Below are 16369 nucleotides of genomic sequence, written 5' to 3' on the forward strand. Positions count from 1 at the left end.
CGCCTACCGGGACAGGTAGACCCGGGTCACGCCGAAGTCGCCGCTCGAGCCGGGCGTGCCCAGCGAGGTCGTGAAGCGGACGAAGTCGGCCTGGAGGCAGTACCGCCCCCGGGTCCTGTCGGGGCAGTTGCGACCGAGAGTGCCATCGTTGTTGTTGCCGTTGAAGCTGTATCCGGTGATCCGGAGCGCCGCGAAACCACGAATGGGGTACGGCCCTCTTCCGGTGCAACCGGATGCCGCGCAGGCTGCCGAGTCGTACAACGGGACCATCACGTCGAAGGGAAGTGCCGGACCGGTGGGCGACGTGATGCACGCCACGACCTTCTGCAGGTCGGCGCCCGGGTCGCCGGGTGCCGTCGACCCGGCGGTGACCGTCGTCTCGCAGCCGCTGCTGGCGAGCTGGCTGAAGCCGCCGGGGAGCGACGAGCAGCCGGTCTGGGGCCGGGTGTCGTCGAGGTAGAAGACCACCTCGGCGGTCCCGTCGAGGAGCGCCTGGCTGAACTCGCAGCTCGACAGCACGATCGGGGCCACCGGAGCCGACGCGAGGGTTCCCCACCGGGCCTCGGCGCTGCGCGAGACCGCACCGGCGGTCAGCTGCAGGAGCCGGCCCTCCACGTCCCTGGTCGCGGTGACGGTGGCGACGCCGCCGCCGCACGTCGTGCCGCTGACCGTCTGGCCGGGCTGGCGGTACTGGGCGTACGACCCGACCGCGGAGCCGGTCCTGGCGCAGTCGGTGGCCACGGCGAGCACGGTGGCGTCGGCGGTGTTCTGCGCCGAGCGGGCCTCGACGACGTACTGACCGACGTCGATGGCGAGACCGGCGCCGAGCAGGATGGCGGTCATCGCGACGATCACGAAGACGGACGCCGCGCCGCGATCGTCGTCGGGGCGAACCGGTCGCACGCTGGGCGTTCGTCCTAGGCGCCGCATCGCATCGTCACGGTCTCGCTGAGCGAGCTGGGGAGGAGGGCGGGGAGGAAGGGGACCGACCGCAGCACGAGCGGGCGGGTCGCGGTGACCGTGACCGAGCGGGTCGGGTCGGACGGGGAGGGGCACGAGGCGCTCGTGATCGAGGTCCCCGCCGGCAGCGGCTGGCCCAGGGCGGCGGCTCGTGCGCCGTCTCGGGCGAGCCCGACGGTCTGGGTCTTCACGCTCAGCGCGTTGCCGAGCACGACGACCCCGACGATGAGCATCACGAGGATCGGCAGGGCCATGACCATCTCGAGCGCGACCACACCGCGGTCGTCGCGGCGGGTGGTGGGTGCGGTGGGGTTCATGAGGTCCGGGGAGGGGATCCATCGGTCGGGGGGAGGTGGCTCCTCCCCCCGACGAAGATGATCAGATGCCGCTGACGATGCTCTGCAGACGCGTCGACAGGGTCGTGCCGAAGGCGGTCCAGAGGCCGGCGAGGGCGGCGACGATCGCCGCCGCCACGATGACGTACTCCATGGCGACGACGCCCTCGTCGTCGGCGACCTCGATCTCGGACGTGTACTGATCGACGATGTTCTTCATGCTGGTTCTCTCCTTGTGTGAGTCCGGGTACCTCGCCGTTCGAGGCCGGTGGAGACAACGTACGAATCCGTCGATCGTCGGGAATCCTCAAAGTTGATGAATCGCCCGGTGCTCGATCTCCTTAGGTTCGTCACATGCCATCGCGAGAACTGCTCACCCGCCATCCACTCGAGATCGCCACCGCCGCGCTGGTCGGGATCGCCGTCTGGCGCCTCGGGGCCACCGCCGAGCTGCCGGCGGTCCTCGCCTTCATCGTCGGCGGGATGCTCCTCTCCGCGATCGACCTGAAGGTGCGGCGGTTGCCGACGCGGATCGTCTACACGACGCTCGCCGCCGTCACGGTCGGGCTGGTCTTCGCCTCGATCGTCGAGCAGCGGTGGGTCCCGCTCGCGACCGCCGTCGCCGGCGCGATCGTGTTCTCCAACGCCTTCTTCCTCGTGTGGCTGTTCGCCACGAAGTACGCGGGGATGGTGGTCCTCGGGCTCGGCGACGTGCGTCTCGCCGCCCTGCTCGGGATGCTCCTCGGATGGTACGGGTTGCCGTTCGTGCTCTACGGGGCGGCCGCCGGCCACGTGCTGGCGCTCGCCGTCGTCGCGGTCGTCTACGTCCGCCGCCGCGAGGTGCAGCTCAGCCAGGCGTTCGGCCCCCCGTTGCTGGCCGGCGCCCTGCTCGTCGTGCTCATCGGCGCCTGACCCCACGCCCCATCTCGGTCCGGTCGCGACGGCCCGCGGATCCCGCACCGATCCGCGACCGGACCTCGATGGCGATGCGCACGGCGCGGGCGTGGCGGCGCGGTGGGGTGGCCACCGGCTCGTCCCCGCCTGCGGTGGCGCCCCTCCGGGCGCGGCGACGTGGGGCGCGAGGAGCCGAGCGATCAGGCGATCGCTGCGTCGGCGACGACGCTCGACGGCGCCCGCTCGGGAGGAGCGTGGAGCCGCCGGCGGTCGCGATCGGCGCAGCGCTCCGGCAGCAGGTGGCGATGCGCCGAGGCGACGGCCACGGCGGCGAGCTGGGAGCGGACCTCGAGCTTGCGCAGGACCGCGCGGATCTGCGAGCGGACCGTCGTGAGCGCCACGTAGCGCTCGCGCGCGATCTCCTCGGCGCTCAGGCCGTCGACGAGCGCCGCGAGCACGAGCGCCTCACGCCCGGTGAGCTCGTCGAACATCACCTGCGCGCTGCGTGCGCGGTGGCGCTCACGGCTCAGCGACGCGAGCAGCGCCGTCCGCTCGGTCGTGCCGACGATCGTGCCCCCACCGATGACGTCGCGCAGCGCGGCGTCGACCTCGTCGAGGTCGGACGATCTCGGGAGCCAGCCGGCCGCACCTGCCTCGAGGCACTCGGCGAGGACCAGGCTGCGTCGTTCGGCGGTGAACACCACGACGTGGGCGCCGGTAGCCGACAGCGGGCCGATCAGGTCGATCCCCCGGCCGATGTCGTCGCCGAGACGCACGTCCATCAGGACGCACTGCGGACGGGCCCGCCGCACGAGCGCGATCACGTCGTCGGCGGACGGCCCCGTCGTGGTCGACGTCCGCCACCCGCGCTCGGCGAGCGCCGCGCCGAGGCCGCGCGCGATGAGCGAGTGCTCGTCGACGACCACCACGTGCTCGAGGCGTCGTCCGGTCGCGTCACGATCCGCCGGGGGCGACGTGTCGTGGTGCATCGACGCAGCGACGGGCGCCACGTCCGTCGGGGTGACCGTCGGGGTGACCGTCGGGGTGTGCGCTCCAGGTTCCATCTCGTCCGCCTCTCGATGCCCGTGTCGGGACCGATGACAGTAGGGACGCGGCCGTGGCCGTGGGAAGGGGCCGGGACCGATCTTGAGGAAGTCTTGCCCCGGCGGCGGGCGGGCCGCAGCTCGTTCGACGACCGTCGCGGGTTCGCCCTCTACGCTGGGCGGTCGTCGGTCACGACCGGGGGATCGGTCGACGCCGGCGGCAGGCCTCTCTAGCTCAATGGGAGAGCAGTGGACTTTTAATCCATTGGTTCTGGGTTCGAGCCCCAGGGGAGGCACGATCCGGCGACGGTTCTGCGAATCCTCAAGGACGTGGCGGCTGCCGATCGGTCGTGCTCGGCGAGTCGTAGCATCGCGTCGATGCAGCGGATCGACCCCACACCGAGGCGCCGTCGGGCCGCCGGGTTCCTCACCGTGGCGGTCGCCGTCGTCGCCGCCCTCCTCGGGCCGATCACGACCGGCCCCGCCCGCGCCCAGGCGCCCGGCTCCACGGTGATCTCCGCTGCCGACCCGGTCCTCACGGCATCGGCGTTCCGTCCGATCAACCCGGTCCGGGTGCTGGACACGCGCCTCGACCGACGCATCGCCCGGCTGTGGGTCGAGTCGGCGCTGACGATCGACCCGGTCACCGGGACCGGGGTCGCCGCAGCGGCCGGGGTCGACCCCGACCGGATCACCGCTGTCGTGGTGAACGTCACGATGATCGACAGCGGCGCGATCAGCGACCGCCCGAACGGCTTCGGCACCGTGTGGCCCACCGGAGCGCGCCGCCCGGTGACGTCGACCAACAACACCGAGTTCGAGGGCCACACCATCCCGAACCTGGTGATCGCCCCGCTCGGCACCGAGCGCAAGATCTCCGTCTTCGCGTCGACCGACGCCGACGTCGCCCTCGACGTGCTCGGCGTGTTCGTCGCGAGCGACGCGACCGCGGCGGGCCGCTTCGAGCCGCTCCCCCCGCGTCGCGCCCTCGACACCCGACGCAGCGGGACCACCGACTTCGCTCCCGGCGAGACCCGGACCGTCGACCTGACCGCCGTCGGCGTGCCCTCGTCGGCGTCCGCCGTCGTGATGAACGTGACCGCGATCCGGTCGCGCGGCCGTGGCTTCTACCGCGTGTGGTCGAGCGGGGACCCTCGCCCCGGGCACTCGAACGTCAACGTCCTCGACGCCGGCTACCAGGCCGGCAACCAGGTGATCTCGAAGGTCACCGACGGGCGCGTCGACGTGCAGACCGACGTGGGCGGGGGCCTCACGATCGACGTCACCGGGTACTTCACCGGGTCGGGCGACGCGGTCTCCACCGACGGGCTGTTCGTCCCGTTCACGCCCGGCCGCCTGCTCGACACCCGTCGTCGCGGAGGGACGACCGGGCTCACCGGCGGCGAGCGCCTCGCCGCCGGGCGGACCTTCGCCCTCGACGTCGCCGGCCGCCTCGCCGTGCCGGCGGCGGGTGCCTCGGCGGTCGCGCTCAACCTGACGGCGATCCGCGCCGCGGATCGCGGGTTCGTCACCGCCTTCGCCACCTCCACGGCGCAGCCCGGCACCTCGTCGCTGAACTTCACCACCGGCGGCCAGACCGTCCCGAACCACGCGATCACCTCCATCGATCAGCGATCCGGCGACGTCAGCCTGGTCTCCTCGAGCGACACCCACCTCGCCGTCGACGCCACCGGCTACTTCGTCGCCGACGGCGCGGGGCTCCCGCCGAGGCCGCCGACGAGCGGTGCCGGCGTCGAGATCGCGTCGATCGTCCCCGCTCCGCTCCCGGCGACGCCGGCGTCCGCGGGACCGTACGACCTGCTCAAGGACCGGGCGGCGTTCCTCGACATCGGGCTCCGTCCGAACCCCACCCTCAAGCTGTCCTGGGCGGCGTGCCGCCCGTTCCGCTACGCGCTCAACATCGACCTCGCCCGATCGGACGCGCAGATCGCGGTCCTGGTCGAAGCGATCGAGGAGGTCGAGGAAGCCACCGGGATCGACTTCCAGTTCGCCGGGGTGACGTCGGCGGGGATGAACCTCGACACCCCGCTCGTCTGGCCGGAGTCGTTCGATCGGGACCTCCCCTTCCGGTACCTCCCGCCGGACCCGGCCGGCGGTGTCGTCGACGGGGTGATCGGCTACTCGCGCAACGACGACACGACCCAGCTCAGCCCACGTGGCGTGATCGGGACCGGTGGGTCGCTGTCGACCGCCACGGACGCGAACGGGCGCTCGCAGGCCGTGCGCGGGTTCGCCGTGATCGATCTCGACGAGCTCGAGGACGACGGACCGAACGGGGCGCGCACCCTCGCGAACCTCGCGGCGACCACGACCCACGAGATCGGCCACATGATGGGCCTCGCGCACATCAGCGTCGACGCACCCGGGCTGGCGGGCGGCTTCTCCGACGCCGTCGTGCGCGACCAGCTGATGTTCCCGTTCCTGAACATCTCGGCCGGCGTCGACCTCGACGACGGCGACCGGCGCGGGCTCCACGAGCTCTACCGGACCGGCTACTGCCCACCGGCGATGGACTTCCTCACCGATCGCTCCGCATCGGTGGACGGCTCGGCGGCGGGGGGCGAACCCGACCTGCGCGACGGCGAGATCGTCCTGGTGGCCGACGAGGCGGGCTGAACCGCCACGTTCGGGTCCGACGAGGATCCGCGCGCCCTCGTCGCTCGAGTCGTCTCCTCGTCCGGTCCGACGGCGGGGCCACGAGCGTCCTCGCCGGACGCATCGCGGGATCCGCTGGTCACGTGATCAGCTCGCGAGAGGCGGGGGTGCGACCGCCGTTCGACCGGCGAGCTCGGCCACCGGGAGCGGGTCGGCGGCGGCGCGTGGGAGTCGCCGATCCTCGGTCGCCGCCACGGGGTGCCGTGACGCCGGCGCCCGGGGCGAACGTCCGGGGTGGTGGGGCCTAGCGTCGGGACGATGACGATCGACGAACGAACCGCACCCGACTCCCCGCGACCCGGTTCGATCCTCGGGACCCGCGTCACCCGGACCGAGGATCCCGGCCTGCTCGTCGGTGCGCAGCGCTACCTCGCCGACCTCCCCCTCGAGGGCGCGCTGCACGCCGTGCTGGTCCGCTCCGACGTCGCCCACGGCACCCTGGGCGAGATCCACCTCGACGAGGCGCGCACCATGCCCGGCGTGGTCGAGGTGCTCACCGCCGACGACCTCGGCGTCGCACCCCACCACGGCTTCGCCCCCGTCGATCGCGCGTTCAAGCGGTCGCCCCTCGCCAGGGGTCGGGTCCGCTTCGTCGGCGAGCCGATCGCCGTGGTGCTCGCCGAGACCTTCCGCCAGGGCGTCGACGCGGCCGAGTCGGTGTGGGCCGACATCGAACCGCTCCCCACCCACGTCCGCGCCGCCGACGCCTTCGACGCCGAGGCGATCGCGATCTTCGACGACCACGGCTCGAACCGCGCCCAGGTGTTCGTCGACGACGAGGCGGTCGACTTCGGCGACGAGCACGTCGTGCGGGGCACCTACGTCAACCAGCGCATGGCGGTGGTCCCGATGGAGACCGACTGCGCGGCCGCCGAGGTCGACGCCGACACCGGTCGGGTGACGTTGTGGGTGTCGAACCAGATGCCCCACCTCGTCCACGGCCAGTTCTGCGCGGCCCTCGGGCTCGAGCCCGCCGACGTCCGCGTGGTCACCCCCCAGGTCGGCGGCGGCTTCGGAGGCAAGGCCGGGCTGCACCACGAGCACACCGTGGTCGGGGCGTGCGCGATCCGCACCGGACGTCCGGTCGTCTGGGTGCCGACGCGCAGCGACGACATGCAGGGCCTGCCGCACAGCCGCGGCCAGGTGCAGCACGTCGAGCTCGGTTGCCGTGACGACGGCACCTTCACCAAGCTGCGCGTCCGCCTGCTCGGCGACGCGGGCGCCTACCCGACGGTGGGTGCGTACCTGCCGGGCGGGACCCGCCGCATGGCGCAGGGCACCTACGGCTTCGACGGGGTCCAGGTCGACGTCGCCGTGGCGGTCACCAACACCACGCCGATGGGCGCCTACCGCGGCGCCGGTCGGCCCGAGGCGACGGCGATGCTCGAGCGTGCCGTCGACCAGGCCGCGCTCGAGCTCGGGATCGACCCGATCGAGATCCGTCGGACCAACCTGCTCGGCGACGACGTGTTCCCGTTCACCACCTTCAGCGGCAACGTCTACGACTCCGGCCGCTACGCGCTCCCCCTCGACCGCGCCGCCGAGGTCGTCGGCTACGACGAGCTGCGCGCCGAGCAGCGGCGCCGTCGCGACGCCGACGATCGGACGCTGCTCGGCATCGGCGTCGCCTCCTACGTCGAGATCACCGCGGGCGGGGGCCCGACCGAGTTCGGCGCGGTCTCGGTCCACGCCGACGGCACGGTCACCGTCCACGCCGGCACCCAGTCCCACGGCCAGGGCCACCAGACCGCCTACGCGATGCTCGTCGCCGACCAGACCGGCATCGACGTCGCGCGGATCCACCTCGTCGACGGCGACACCGACGCGGTGCGCACCGGTGGCGGGACCGGCGGATCGCGCTCGCTCCAGCTCGGCGGCTCCGCCGTGCGAGGCGCGACCGAGGCGATGGTCGACAAGGCGCGCTCGATCGCCGCGACGATGCTCGAGGCCGACGAGGCCGACATCGTCGTCGACGTGTCCGCCGGCACGATCGGCGTCGCCGGCGTCCCCGCGCAGGCGCTGTCGTGGTCGCAGGTCGCCGAGCGAGCCGAGTCCGACGGCGACGCGCTCGACGGCGAGTTCGACTTCGAGCAGGACGGCGCGACCTTCCCGTTCGGGTGCCACATCTCGGTGGTCGAGGTCGATCGCGACACCGGGTGGGTGTCGGTCCTGCGCCACGTCGCGGTCGACGACTGCGGGACGGTGCTGAACCCGCTGCTCGTCGAGGGCCAGCAGCACGGAGGGGTCGCGGCCGGCATCGGCCAGGCGCTGTGGGAGGAGGTCGGCTACGACCCGGACGGCAACCCGATCACGTCGAACCTGGCCGACTACGCGATCCCGACCGCGGTCGAGCTCCCGATGTTCGAGGTGGTCTCGACCGAGACCCCGACCCCGCTGAACCCCCTCGGGGCGAAGGGGATCGGGGAGGCGGCGACGATCGGGTCGACGCCGGCGGTGCAGAACGCCGTGATCGACGCCGTGTCGCACCTCGGGGTCCGCCACATCGACCTGCCGTGCACGTCGCAGCGCGTGTGGCAGGCCATCCGCGACGCGCAGGAGGGTCGCCTCGCCGATCCGTGGCGTGATCCTCCGCCGATCTTCGCGACGCTGCGCGACGAGAGGGACGCCGGCGCCGACCTGACCGAGGACGAAGCCGGAGCGGCGGCGGCCGACGGCATCTGACCGGGGGCCGGAGCCGCCTGCCAGCGGGTGGGACGACACCGGGGCCATCGCGACGCAGGTGGGGAGCACCGGTGCGCCCGGCGTGGGCGAGGGTCGTCGGCGCCGGGTGTCGCGGCACCGAACGGACGCTCGGCGGACGCGGCGGGCGACGTAGGGTTCCCGGGTGCTGCGAGCGACCCGCGATGCGTTCGTCGGTGACGGCTCGCTGACCGAGCGCCAGGGGGCCGTGCTCGTCGCCGGCTCGGGGGTGATGTTCAGCCTGACCGCGATCGCCCACGCCGCCGTCGAGGACGCCTCCGACTTCCAGTTCCTCACCTACCGCGGGTTGTCGACGACGGCCGCGATGCTCGCTCTCGTGGCGCTGCGGCGCCGGCACCGCCCGGTCGTGCTCACCGGCGTGACCGCCGTGACGTGGGTGGCGAGCTGCCTGCTGGCCGGCACCTCGATGCTGTACATCCTGGCGCTGTCGCGCACCTCGGCGGCGACGACGCTGTTCCTCCTCGCCGCCGCCCCGATCGTCGCCGCGCTGCTCGGGTGGGTGTGGCTCGGCGAGCGGGTCGTGCGCTCCACGCTCACGGCGATCGCGGTCACGGCCGTCGGCGTGGGGATCACCGTCGGTGCCGGCCTCGAGGTCGGGTCGGCCGTCGGGCTGGCGCTGGCCGGCCTGATCCCGGTGACCGTCGGGACCTACAGCGTGCTGATGCGCTCCGCCTCGCAGGTCGATCCCGTGGTGCCGACCCTGATCGCCGGTTCGGTCCTCGGCGTCGGAGCGACGATCGTCGCGCTCGGACAGGGGGGGATCGTGGTGAGCCTGCGGGACGCCGCGCTCGCGTGCACCTCGGGTGGCGTCGCTCTCGGGTTCGGGTTGCCGATGTTCAACCTCGGGCACCGTTCCGTCGCCGCGGCCCGGGTGCCGCTGCTGCTGATGACCGAGGTCGTGCTGGCCCCGCTGTGGGTGTGGATCTGGCCCGGCGAGGTGCCGAGCCCGGCGACCCTGGTCGGAGGTGCGGTGATCCTCGGGGCCGTGGTCTGGCTGATGCTCGGCTCGCACCCCGACGCCCCGGTCGCCGCGCCGAGCAGCCCGGTCCCCCTCGTCCCCGACGACGCCTGACGCCTCGTCCGGTCGCGCACCCGGTCCGGTCACGGATCCATGCGGGAACCGCCGCCGAACGCGACCGGACCGACACGGGCGCCGGGCGGGATCTGGTCGGAGGTGTCGCCGAGGGGGTGATCGGCGCGGGTCAGCGGGAGAAGTTGGCGGCGATGCGCTGCTGGAGGTAGTCGGCGGCGGTGATCGGCTCGAAGGATCCCGACGGGCTCTCGATGACGGCGTCGCAGTCGGCCTGGGCGAAGTACGCCATCGAGTAGCGCGGACCGAGCTCGTCGCCGTCGACCTCGTCGGGCCGCGGCATCCGGACCCGGTGGAGCGTCGAGGGGAGCGCGCCGTCGCTCCAGCGCATCAACATGTCGCCGATGTTGCAGGTGATCGTCCCGGCGCTCGGCTCGACGTCGGTCCAGCCCAGGGGAGCGTCGGAGCTCCGCGCCGCGGCCGCCGCTCCGGGGCAGACCTGGAGCCCGCTCTGCCCCTCGCGCTGGTGGAGCAGGGTGAGGCAGTCGAAGTCGGTGTGCGCCCCCGCTCGCCACTCCCCCGGGCGCAGGTCGGCGGTCGCCATCGGCAGGTGGTGCAGGAGCCGCAGGGTCGACTGGTACCGCGACGACGAGCGGTCGTGGCGCTCGGCGAAGAAGTCGTCGTCGAACCCGAGCCGCCGGGCGAACGTCGACAGGACGCGCATCGCGATCGCGTGGTTCGCGGCCTCGAAGGCCTCCATCGTCGACCGGAACCCGGCGAGCTCGTCCTCGGTCGGCCACAGGTCGTGGGTGTCCATCCGGGAGATGGTGACCTGGAACGTCTCCTTGTGGTCGAGGGTCCCCGTCGAGGGGCGCTTCTGCGATCGGAACTCCCAGCCGCTGTTGGTTCCCGAGGGCATCGAACGCCGAGCCTTGGTGTCCTCGGGGAGCGCGAAGAACGCCTCGGCGAGCGCGAACGCCCGCTCGACCTCGTCGACGTCGATCCCGTGGCCGACCACCTGGAAGAAGCCGATCTCGGACGCCGCCGACCAGATCGCATCGTCGATCGCGCCCTGCGACGACGATGCGGACAGGTCGATGACCCGGATCTCGCGCTCGACGTCGACGCCGTCGCCGCCGAACGTGCGCTCGCGGTCGAGCTCGACGTCGGCCGATCCCGGTGACGGTCCCGTCGACGGAGGCGCCGACGGTGCGGGGGACGGTGGCGGCGTGGACATGGAGGTCTCCTCGTGGCTCGAGGGGCGATGACCTTCCCCGGCCGGGGCTGACCGCTTCTCCCCGTCGTCGACGTCGACGGTAGCGGTGGCGCGCGAACGCCTCGTTTCGGTGGTGTGAACGGGCGCTCCCGTCCGGGCCACGGCGCCGCCGCGCCCCCCGACCACCTCGGCGGCCACGTCGTCGAGTCGGCGGTTCCCGTCGCGCGCGGTGCGCCGGAGCCGGACGAACGCCTCCTCGAGCCCGATCCCGGCGCGCTCGGCGACGATCCCCTTCGCCTGCTCGATCACGACCCGGCTGCTGAGGGCGGATTGGAGCTGGCCCGACATCGAGCGGGACTCGTCGAGCGCCCGGTGCTGGAGGATCGCGATGGTCGCGATGTCCGCGAACGCCTGCGCGATCCTCACCTCCGTCGCGTCGAGCCCGCCCGCCCCGTGGCGGAACAGGTTGACGGCACCGATCAGCTCGTCGCGGAGGCGCATGGGGACGGCATCGGCGGAGCGGAACCCCGCGTCGACGGCGCGCGGCGCGAACTCGCGCCAGCGGACGGTCTCCGACGTCAGGTCGTCGACGGAGACGGCGGCGCCGAGTCGGATGCAATCCAGGCACGGACCTTCGTCGGACTGCAGCTCGAGCACCTCGAGGCCGCGCATCTCGCCGCTCGACGACGCGACGACCCGCAGCTCGCCGGCGTCGTCGACGAGGATGATCCCGGCCGCGTCGACGCTGAGGACCGCGACGAGCCCGTCGCTCAACCGGGTGAGGAGATCGACGATGTCGAAGTCGTCGCACAGGGTGTCACCGAGGTCGACCATCGTCCCGACGAGCTCCGCTTCACGAGTCATCGGTGGGATCGCCGTTCTGTCGGGCGCCGTTCACCGGATGTCCGGTGACGTACGCGACACGTACCATACGCCTCGCGGCCGACGTCCGCCACCCGGCGACCGGCTGTCCCACCGACCGTCACCACCGTCCGTCGCCACCGTGCCGCCGGACCGGCCGGGATGGACGACTCCGAGCAGGTGCTACGTTCGACACCGACAGAAGAACGGTCGTTGCTCCAGCCCCCGGTGACGGTCATCCGCAGCGAGGAGCAGCGCGTGTCCCGGTCCCCAGCGTACGAGAGCGGCCAGCTCCGCTTCGTCCTGCGCGCGCACGGACGGCGCCTCGAGGTGTCCGGTGATCTGGACACGATCACCGCTCCCGACGTCGAGGACGCGCTCGCGGTCGCGAGCGCGGGGGTCGGTGACGTCGTGGTCGACGTGACCCACCTGGACGTCCTGGCGGCCGCGGGGGTGTCCGTGCTCGCCGACACCGCCCGGTCGATGGTCGGGCGCGGACGGTTGATCGTGAGCGGGCCGAGCGACACGGTGCGTCGAGTCCTCGAGATCACCGACCTCACCCGCCTGGTCGACGTGCGCCCACCCGACGGCCTCGCCCCGGGGTCACCGCCCGACGTCGGCCCCGTGAACGGCGTCGTCGTGCCGGGACCGGGGCCGGAGCCCCCACCCCACGCGGGGTGACGACGCCGACGCGGCGACGCCGAGGTGCGCTCACGGCCCTCCCCCTCGGTCGCGGGGTCGGCCGGCAGCGGGGTCAGCCGGCAGCGGGGTCGGCCGGTTCGGGTCGGGCCGCGTCCTGGGGCAACCGGCGGAAGAAGGCGTCGGCGTGCTTCGCCAGCCGTCGCGTCGTCCACCAGTTGGCCGTGCCACCGATCAGCGCCCCGAACCCGAACGGGATCGCCGATCCGAGAGCGATCGCGCCGCGCCGCGTCCCGTAGCGGGTGGCGATCGAGCGGGCCATCGCCGAGTTCGCCCGACGGAGCACCGAGGCGGGCAGCGAGCGGGCCCCGACGAGACCGAGGCCCGAGCCGGCCTCGCCGGCGAGGCGGGTGAAGCCGGCAGCCGCTCCGTCGCCGAACACGAGGACCGCCAGGACCCACGCCCGTCGCTCCTCGACCTCGGAGTGCGTGTGGCCGCGCAGGACGGCGATCGCGAGGATCAGCTCGGCCGCCCGCTTCGTGAACCAGCCGAACTCGGCGACCGAGGTGGCGAGGCTGGCGCCGGTCCCGACCGTGGGGACGGCCGCGATCCCCCCGGTGGCCGCACCGACACGACCCAGCTCCTTCGCGACGTCCTTGGTCAGGCGCTTGATCTTGGCGTCGACCGTGCGACCCTCGACGGCCGCAGCCCGCTCGACGGCGTCGTCCCACGCGTGCTCGACCGCCCAGTCCAACGCCGCGTCGACCCGCTCCTCGACGGCGTCGGTCGCGCGGTCGGGCAGCAGCTTCGGGACGTGGCGGAGCAGCGTGGACCCGAGGCGGCGGACGACCATCGCGCCACGGTACCGGCGACGCCCGCGCCGACGGAGCGGTACCCGGCGACGTGACGGCCGCCCGCCGGGACGGCGTCGGGCCCCGCGGCTCCTATCGTGCGGGCGATGGCGAGCGCGCACGACCTGACGGTCACCCACACCAGCACGGTCACCGAGGACCAGATCGACCACCTCGGCCACATGAACGTGCGGCACTACGCCTCGAACGCGCACGCCGCCACGCTGTCCGTGCTCGAGCGCCTCGGGCGCGTCGCCGTCGACGAGGGCGACCTGTTCGACATGTACACCCGCCACCACCGCGAGCAGCTGCTCGGGGCCGAGCTCGAGGTGCGCAGCGGGGTGCTCGGCGTCGACCAGACCTCGATCCGCCTGTACCACGAGCTGGTGGCGAGCTCGACCGGTGAGCTCGCCGCCACGTTCGTCCACCGCGTCCGGTCCTCGACCCCCTTCGACGTGGGCGACACCGTCGCGATCCCCGAGCACGGCGCGCCGCGCAGCATCGACCTCGAGGCGCAGGTCACCGCTCCCCCGCTCGACACGGTGCGCGAGCTCGGCCTCGAGCAGCGCGGCGCACGCGTCGTCGACCGCGACGACACCGGGGGCGGCGAGACCGTGCGTGCCCACCTCGTCCCGAACCTGATCTGGGGCGGCACCCCGCCCGACGGGTCCGAGCAGCAGCTCGTCCACCTCGGCGCCGACGGCCGGAACGTCGGGTACGCGACGATGGAGACACGGGTCGGTGTCGTGCGGCTCCCGCCCCTCGGCACCCCCATCCAGTCGTTCGGCGCGACGACGGCGATGGCCGACAAGACGACGCAGATGTCGATGTGGGTCTACGACCTCGATCGCGCGGACCTGCTCGCCTCGTTCGAGGTGGTCAACGTGCTGTTCGACATCGACGCCCGCCGTGCGTCGTCGATCCCCGACGACATGCGCGCCGAGCACCGGGCACGGATGCACCCCGAGCTCGCGCCGCGCCGGTCCTGATCGGCACGGCGCGGCGGGCGACCACGCCTCCTGGCGGGCCACCACGCCTCCCGGACGCGCCGACCGAGCGGATCAGCCCAGCCGACCCGGGCGGCGCCACGGCGCGCCCAGCACGTGGTGGTCGAGGAAGGCGAGCACGGTCCGGTACCAGGTCACGGCGTGCTGCGGCGACAGGATCCAGTGGTTCTCGTCCGGGAAGTAGAGCAGCTTGTGGTCCATCGTCCCGTCGGCGGCCGCGTGGTGCCGGGCCAGCGTCGACCACAGGTTCAGCGCCTCGCCGATCGGGACGCGGTAGTCGCGGTCGCCGTGGATGACGAGCACGGGGGTCGTCATCGCCTCGGCGTGGCGGTGCGGTGACCACCGGCTCGCCATCTCGTCGGTGAGCTCCCGGCGCCAGTAGTCGGGCCGGTCCGTGGTCGGGCCGAACTGCTCGAGGTTCCACAGGCTGGCGTGGGTGACGATCGCGTCGAAGCGGTCGGTGTGCCCGGCCACCCAGTTCGCCATGTAGCCGCCGAAGCTGCCTCCCATCGCCGCCGTGCGCGTCGCGTCGACGTCGTCGCGCGACTCGGCCGCATCGGTGATCGCCATCAGGTCGGTGAACGGCTCGGCGCCCCATCGGCCCCACCCCCGGCGCACGAAGTCGAGGCCGTAGCCGGTCGACAGCGCCGGGTCGGGGAGCAGCACGGCGTACCCGCGAGCGACGGCCAGCCACGGGTTCCAGCGCCACGACCAGGCGTTCCACGACGCGAGCGGGCCTCCGTGGATCCACAGCAGCAGCGGCGCGGGCTCGTGCGCGCTCGCGTCGTGGGGCATCGCCAGCCAGCCGCGCACCCGTGCCCCGTCGTCGGCCCGCACCTCGACCGCCTCCAGGCGGCCGGGGAGATCGACCGACGGCGCGGGTCCGTCGAGCGGGGTGGGCTCGCCGGGCTTCGACGCGTCGATCCGCACGACGCCCGGTGGCGAGTCGACGGCGCTGCGCACCGCGAACGCGGTTCCGTCGGGGGCGACGCGCACGTCGCCGTACGCGCCGTGGTCGGTGGTGAGCCGGGTGACGGTCGAGGACCCGTCGTCGGCGAGGTCGATGCGGAAGACCGGGGCCGACCCGTCGTCGTCGGCGACGCACAGGACGGCGGAGCCGTCGGGCAGCCAGGCGAATCCCCCCGGCCAGCGGTCCCAGTCCGCCACGAGCTCGGTCACCTCCCCGGTCTCGAGGTCGACGAGAAGCGGGCGCACGTCGATCGGCTCGTCGGGGGAGCTGTCGGACTCGCGCAGCACCACGGCGCGACGACCGGTCGGGTCGATCACCGGGCTCGAGAACTCGGCCTCGTCGGACGCGAGCAGGACGCGCTGCTCGCGACTCGCCACGTCGATCGCGACGATCTCGGCGCGCAGCCCGCCGCCGTCGGGTCGTGACGCGACCGCGAGGACGGTGGCTCCGTCGGAGGAGATCGAGACCGTGGTCTCGTCGAAGCGGCGGCCCGGCTCCGGGGTCAGATCGACGACCTCGACACCGTCCCGGTCGCCGTCGGGGGCCGCTCGATCCGTCCGTCGCACCCCGGTCAGGAGGACGAGGTGCGGCTGCGCCGGGCCGAGGTCGTGATCCCAGTACCGGACGGGGAAGCTCTCGTGCAGGATCGCGCTGACCTTCGCGTCGGCGCGCTCGGACCGGACCGTCGCGTCGTCGACACCGTCGGCCGACGGCAGGATCGAGACCACCACGACGACGGCGTCCGCATCGCGCGCCGCGACCGGCGAGGCGACGGACCCCGGCCGCTTCAGGACCAGGGACGCCTCCCCGCCACCCGCCGGGAGCGCCCACAGCGCCCGGGGATCGTCGTCGTCGGAGGAGTCGTCGGAGTCGGGGTCGGGTCGCGACGAGGTGAACACCAGCGTCCCGTCGGCGAGGAACGCCGGCGAGCTCTCCCCCTTCTCGGACCGGGTCAGGCGCACGGGCCCCGACCGGCCCGACGGGTCGATCCCCCACAGGGCGCTGCGGTGCTCGGTGCGATCGGGCGAGAGCGTCTGGACCGTCGTCACGAGGCGGCGGCCGTCGGGCGACATCGCGAGCCCCGACACCCGGGGCAGGGCGATGTGGTCGTCGAGATCGTGGAAGGGGGTGGGGGCGGACACGTCCGCAGTCTGCCCGACGCTCGC

At 73.3% G+C, this 16369-nt stretch carries 13 protein-coding genes and 1 tRNA gene; 7 read left to right on the forward strand and 7 right to left on the reverse strand.

What is annotated here, in order from left to right; all coding sequences use genetic code 11:
* Positions 1-3: 3 nt before the first annotated feature.
* The 3 genes from ACOOHC_RS16525 to ACOOHC_RS16535 form a co-directional block, all read right to left on the reverse strand.
* Entirely contained in the window at positions 4-903 is a 900-nt protein-coding gene (locus ACOOHC_RS16525) for a Tad domain-containing protein (protein ID WP_420451492.1), read from the reverse strand.
* Between the two features lie 14 nt (positions 904-917).
* Positions 918-1277 (reverse strand): TadE/TadG family type IV pilus assembly protein, encoded by a 360-nt coding sequence (locus ACOOHC_RS16530; RefSeq protein ID WP_420451493.1) that lies wholly within the window; start codon positions 1275-1277, stop codon positions 918-920.
* Between the two features lie 61 nt (positions 1278-1338).
* Entirely contained in the window at positions 1339-1515 is a 177-nt protein-coding gene (locus ACOOHC_RS16535; protein WP_420451494.1) for a Flp family type IVb pilin, read from the reverse strand.
* Between the two features lie 134 nt (positions 1516-1649).
* Between ACOOHC_RS16535 and ACOOHC_RS16540 the strand changes: the two genes are divergently transcribed.
* Positions 1650-2207: a prepilin peptidase gene (locus tag ACOOHC_RS16540; protein WP_420451495.1), complete on the forward strand. Its 558-nt coding sequence runs from the start codon at positions 1650-1652 to the stop codon at positions 2205-2207.
* Between the two features lie 182 nt (positions 2208-2389).
* Here ACOOHC_RS16540 and ACOOHC_RS16545 read toward each other — a convergent pair whose 3' ends face one another.
* Positions 2390-3253: a response regulator gene (locus ACOOHC_RS16545; protein WP_420451496.1), complete on the reverse strand. Its 864-nt coding sequence runs from the start codon at positions 3251-3253 to the stop codon at positions 2390-2392.
* Positions 3254-3456: 203 nt separating this feature from the next.
* Here ACOOHC_RS16545 and ACOOHC_RS16550 point away from each other — a divergent pair.
* The 4 genes from ACOOHC_RS16550 to ACOOHC_RS16565 all read left to right on the forward strand — a co-directional run bounded on the left by ACOOHC_RS16550 (position 3457) and on the right by ACOOHC_RS16565 (position 9701).
* A tRNA-Lys gene (locus ACOOHC_RS16550) sits at positions 3457-3528 on the forward strand.
* Between the two features lie 82 nt (positions 3529-3610).
* Complete coding sequence (locus tag ACOOHC_RS16555; protein WP_420451497.1) at positions 3611-5869, forward strand: hypothetical protein; 2259 nt, start codon at positions 3611-3613, stop codon at positions 5867-5869.
* A gap of 297 nt (positions 5870-6166) precedes the next feature.
* Positions 6167-8590, forward strand: coding sequence for a xanthine dehydrogenase family protein molybdopterin-binding subunit (locus ACOOHC_RS16560; RefSeq protein WP_420451498.1), 2424 nt, complete (start codon positions 6167-6169; stop codon positions 8588-8590).
* A 163-nt stretch (positions 8591-8753) separates the two neighbouring features.
* Positions 8754-9701, forward strand: coding sequence for a DMT family transporter (locus tag ACOOHC_RS16565; protein WP_420451499.1), 948 nt, complete (start codon positions 8754-8756; stop codon positions 9699-9701).
* 130 nt (positions 9702-9831) lie between these two features.
* On the opposite strand, the gene ACOOHC_RS16570 is transcribed toward ACOOHC_RS16565, so the two are convergent.
* Positions 9832-11739, reverse strand: a complete 1908-nt coding sequence (locus ACOOHC_RS16570; protein ID WP_420451500.1) for an ANTAR domain-containing protein — start codon at positions 11737-11739, stop codon at positions 9832-9834.
* 255 nt (positions 11740-11994) lie between these two features.
* Between ACOOHC_RS16570 and ACOOHC_RS16575 the strand changes: the two genes are divergently transcribed.
* Positions 11995-12417, forward strand: a complete 423-nt coding sequence (locus tag ACOOHC_RS16575) for an STAS domain-containing protein (RefSeq protein ID WP_420451501.1) — start codon at positions 11995-11997, stop codon at positions 12415-12417.
* Positions 12418-12490: 73 nt separating this feature from the next.
* Here the strand turns inward: ACOOHC_RS16575 and ACOOHC_RS16580 are convergent, their stop codons facing one another.
* Positions 12491-13228 carry an EcsC family protein gene (locus ACOOHC_RS16580; protein WP_420451502.1) on the reverse strand — a complete coding sequence of 246 codons (738 nt, stop codon included), beginning with the start codon at positions 13226-13228 and terminating at the stop codon, positions 12491-12493.
* Between the two features lie 105 nt (positions 13229-13333).
* On the opposite strand from ACOOHC_RS16580, the gene ACOOHC_RS16585 reads away from it, so the two are divergent.
* Positions 13334-14215, forward strand: coding sequence for a thioesterase family protein (locus tag ACOOHC_RS16585; RefSeq protein ID WP_420451503.1), 882 nt, complete (start codon positions 13334-13336; stop codon positions 14213-14215).
* Positions 14216-14287: 72 nt separating this feature from the next.
* Here the strand turns inward: ACOOHC_RS16585 and ACOOHC_RS16590 are convergent, their stop codons facing one another.
* Positions 14288-16345, reverse strand: coding sequence for an alpha/beta fold hydrolase (locus ACOOHC_RS16590; protein ID WP_420451504.1), 2058 nt, complete (start codon positions 16343-16345; stop codon positions 14288-14290).
* Positions 16346-16369: the final 24 nt, after the last annotated feature.

The sequence above is a fragment of the Ilumatobacter sp. genome (genome assembly GCF_965215205.1).
Taxonomy (GTDB): Bacteria; Actinomycetota; Acidimicrobiia; order Acidimicrobiales; family Ilumatobacteraceae; genus Ilumatobacter_A.

Excerpts from the sequence above, each read along its gene's own strand:
- ACOOHC_RS16535 (WP_420451494.1), bottom strand. The coding sequence starts at position 1,515 with ATGAAGAACATCGTCGATCAGTACACGTCCGAGATCGAGGTCGCCGAC.
- ACOOHC_RS16580 (WP_420451502.1), bottom strand. The coding sequence starts at position 13,228 with ATGGTCGTCCGCCGCCTCGGGTCCACGCTGCTCCGCCACGTCCCGAAG.
- ACOOHC_RS16545 (WP_420451496.1), bottom strand. The coding sequence starts at position 3,253 with ATGGAACCTGGAGCGCACACCCCGACGGTCACCCCGACGGTCACCCCG.
- ACOOHC_RS16540 (WP_420451495.1), top strand. The coding sequence starts at position 1,650 with ATGCCATCGCGAGAACTGCTCACCCGCCATCCACTCGAGATCGCCACC.
- ACOOHC_RS16585 (WP_420451503.1), top strand. The coding sequence starts at position 13,334 with ATGGCGAGCGCGCACGACCTGACGGTCACCCACACCAGCACGGTCACC.
- ACOOHC_RS16570 (WP_420451500.1), bottom strand. The coding sequence starts at position 11,739 with ATGACTCGTGAAGCGGAGCTCGTCGGGACGATGGTCGACCTCGGTGAC.
- ACOOHC_RS16530 (WP_420451493.1), bottom strand. The coding sequence starts at position 1,277 with ATGAACCCCACCGCACCCACCACCCGCCGCGACGACCGCGGTGTGGTC.
- ACOOHC_RS16555 (WP_420451497.1), top strand. The coding sequence starts at position 3,611 with ATGCAGCGGATCGACCCCACACCGAGGCGCCGTCGGGCCGCCGGGTTC.
- ACOOHC_RS16560 (WP_420451498.1), top strand. The coding sequence starts at position 6,167 with ATGACGATCGACGAACGAACCGCACCCGACTCCCCGCGACCCGGTTCG.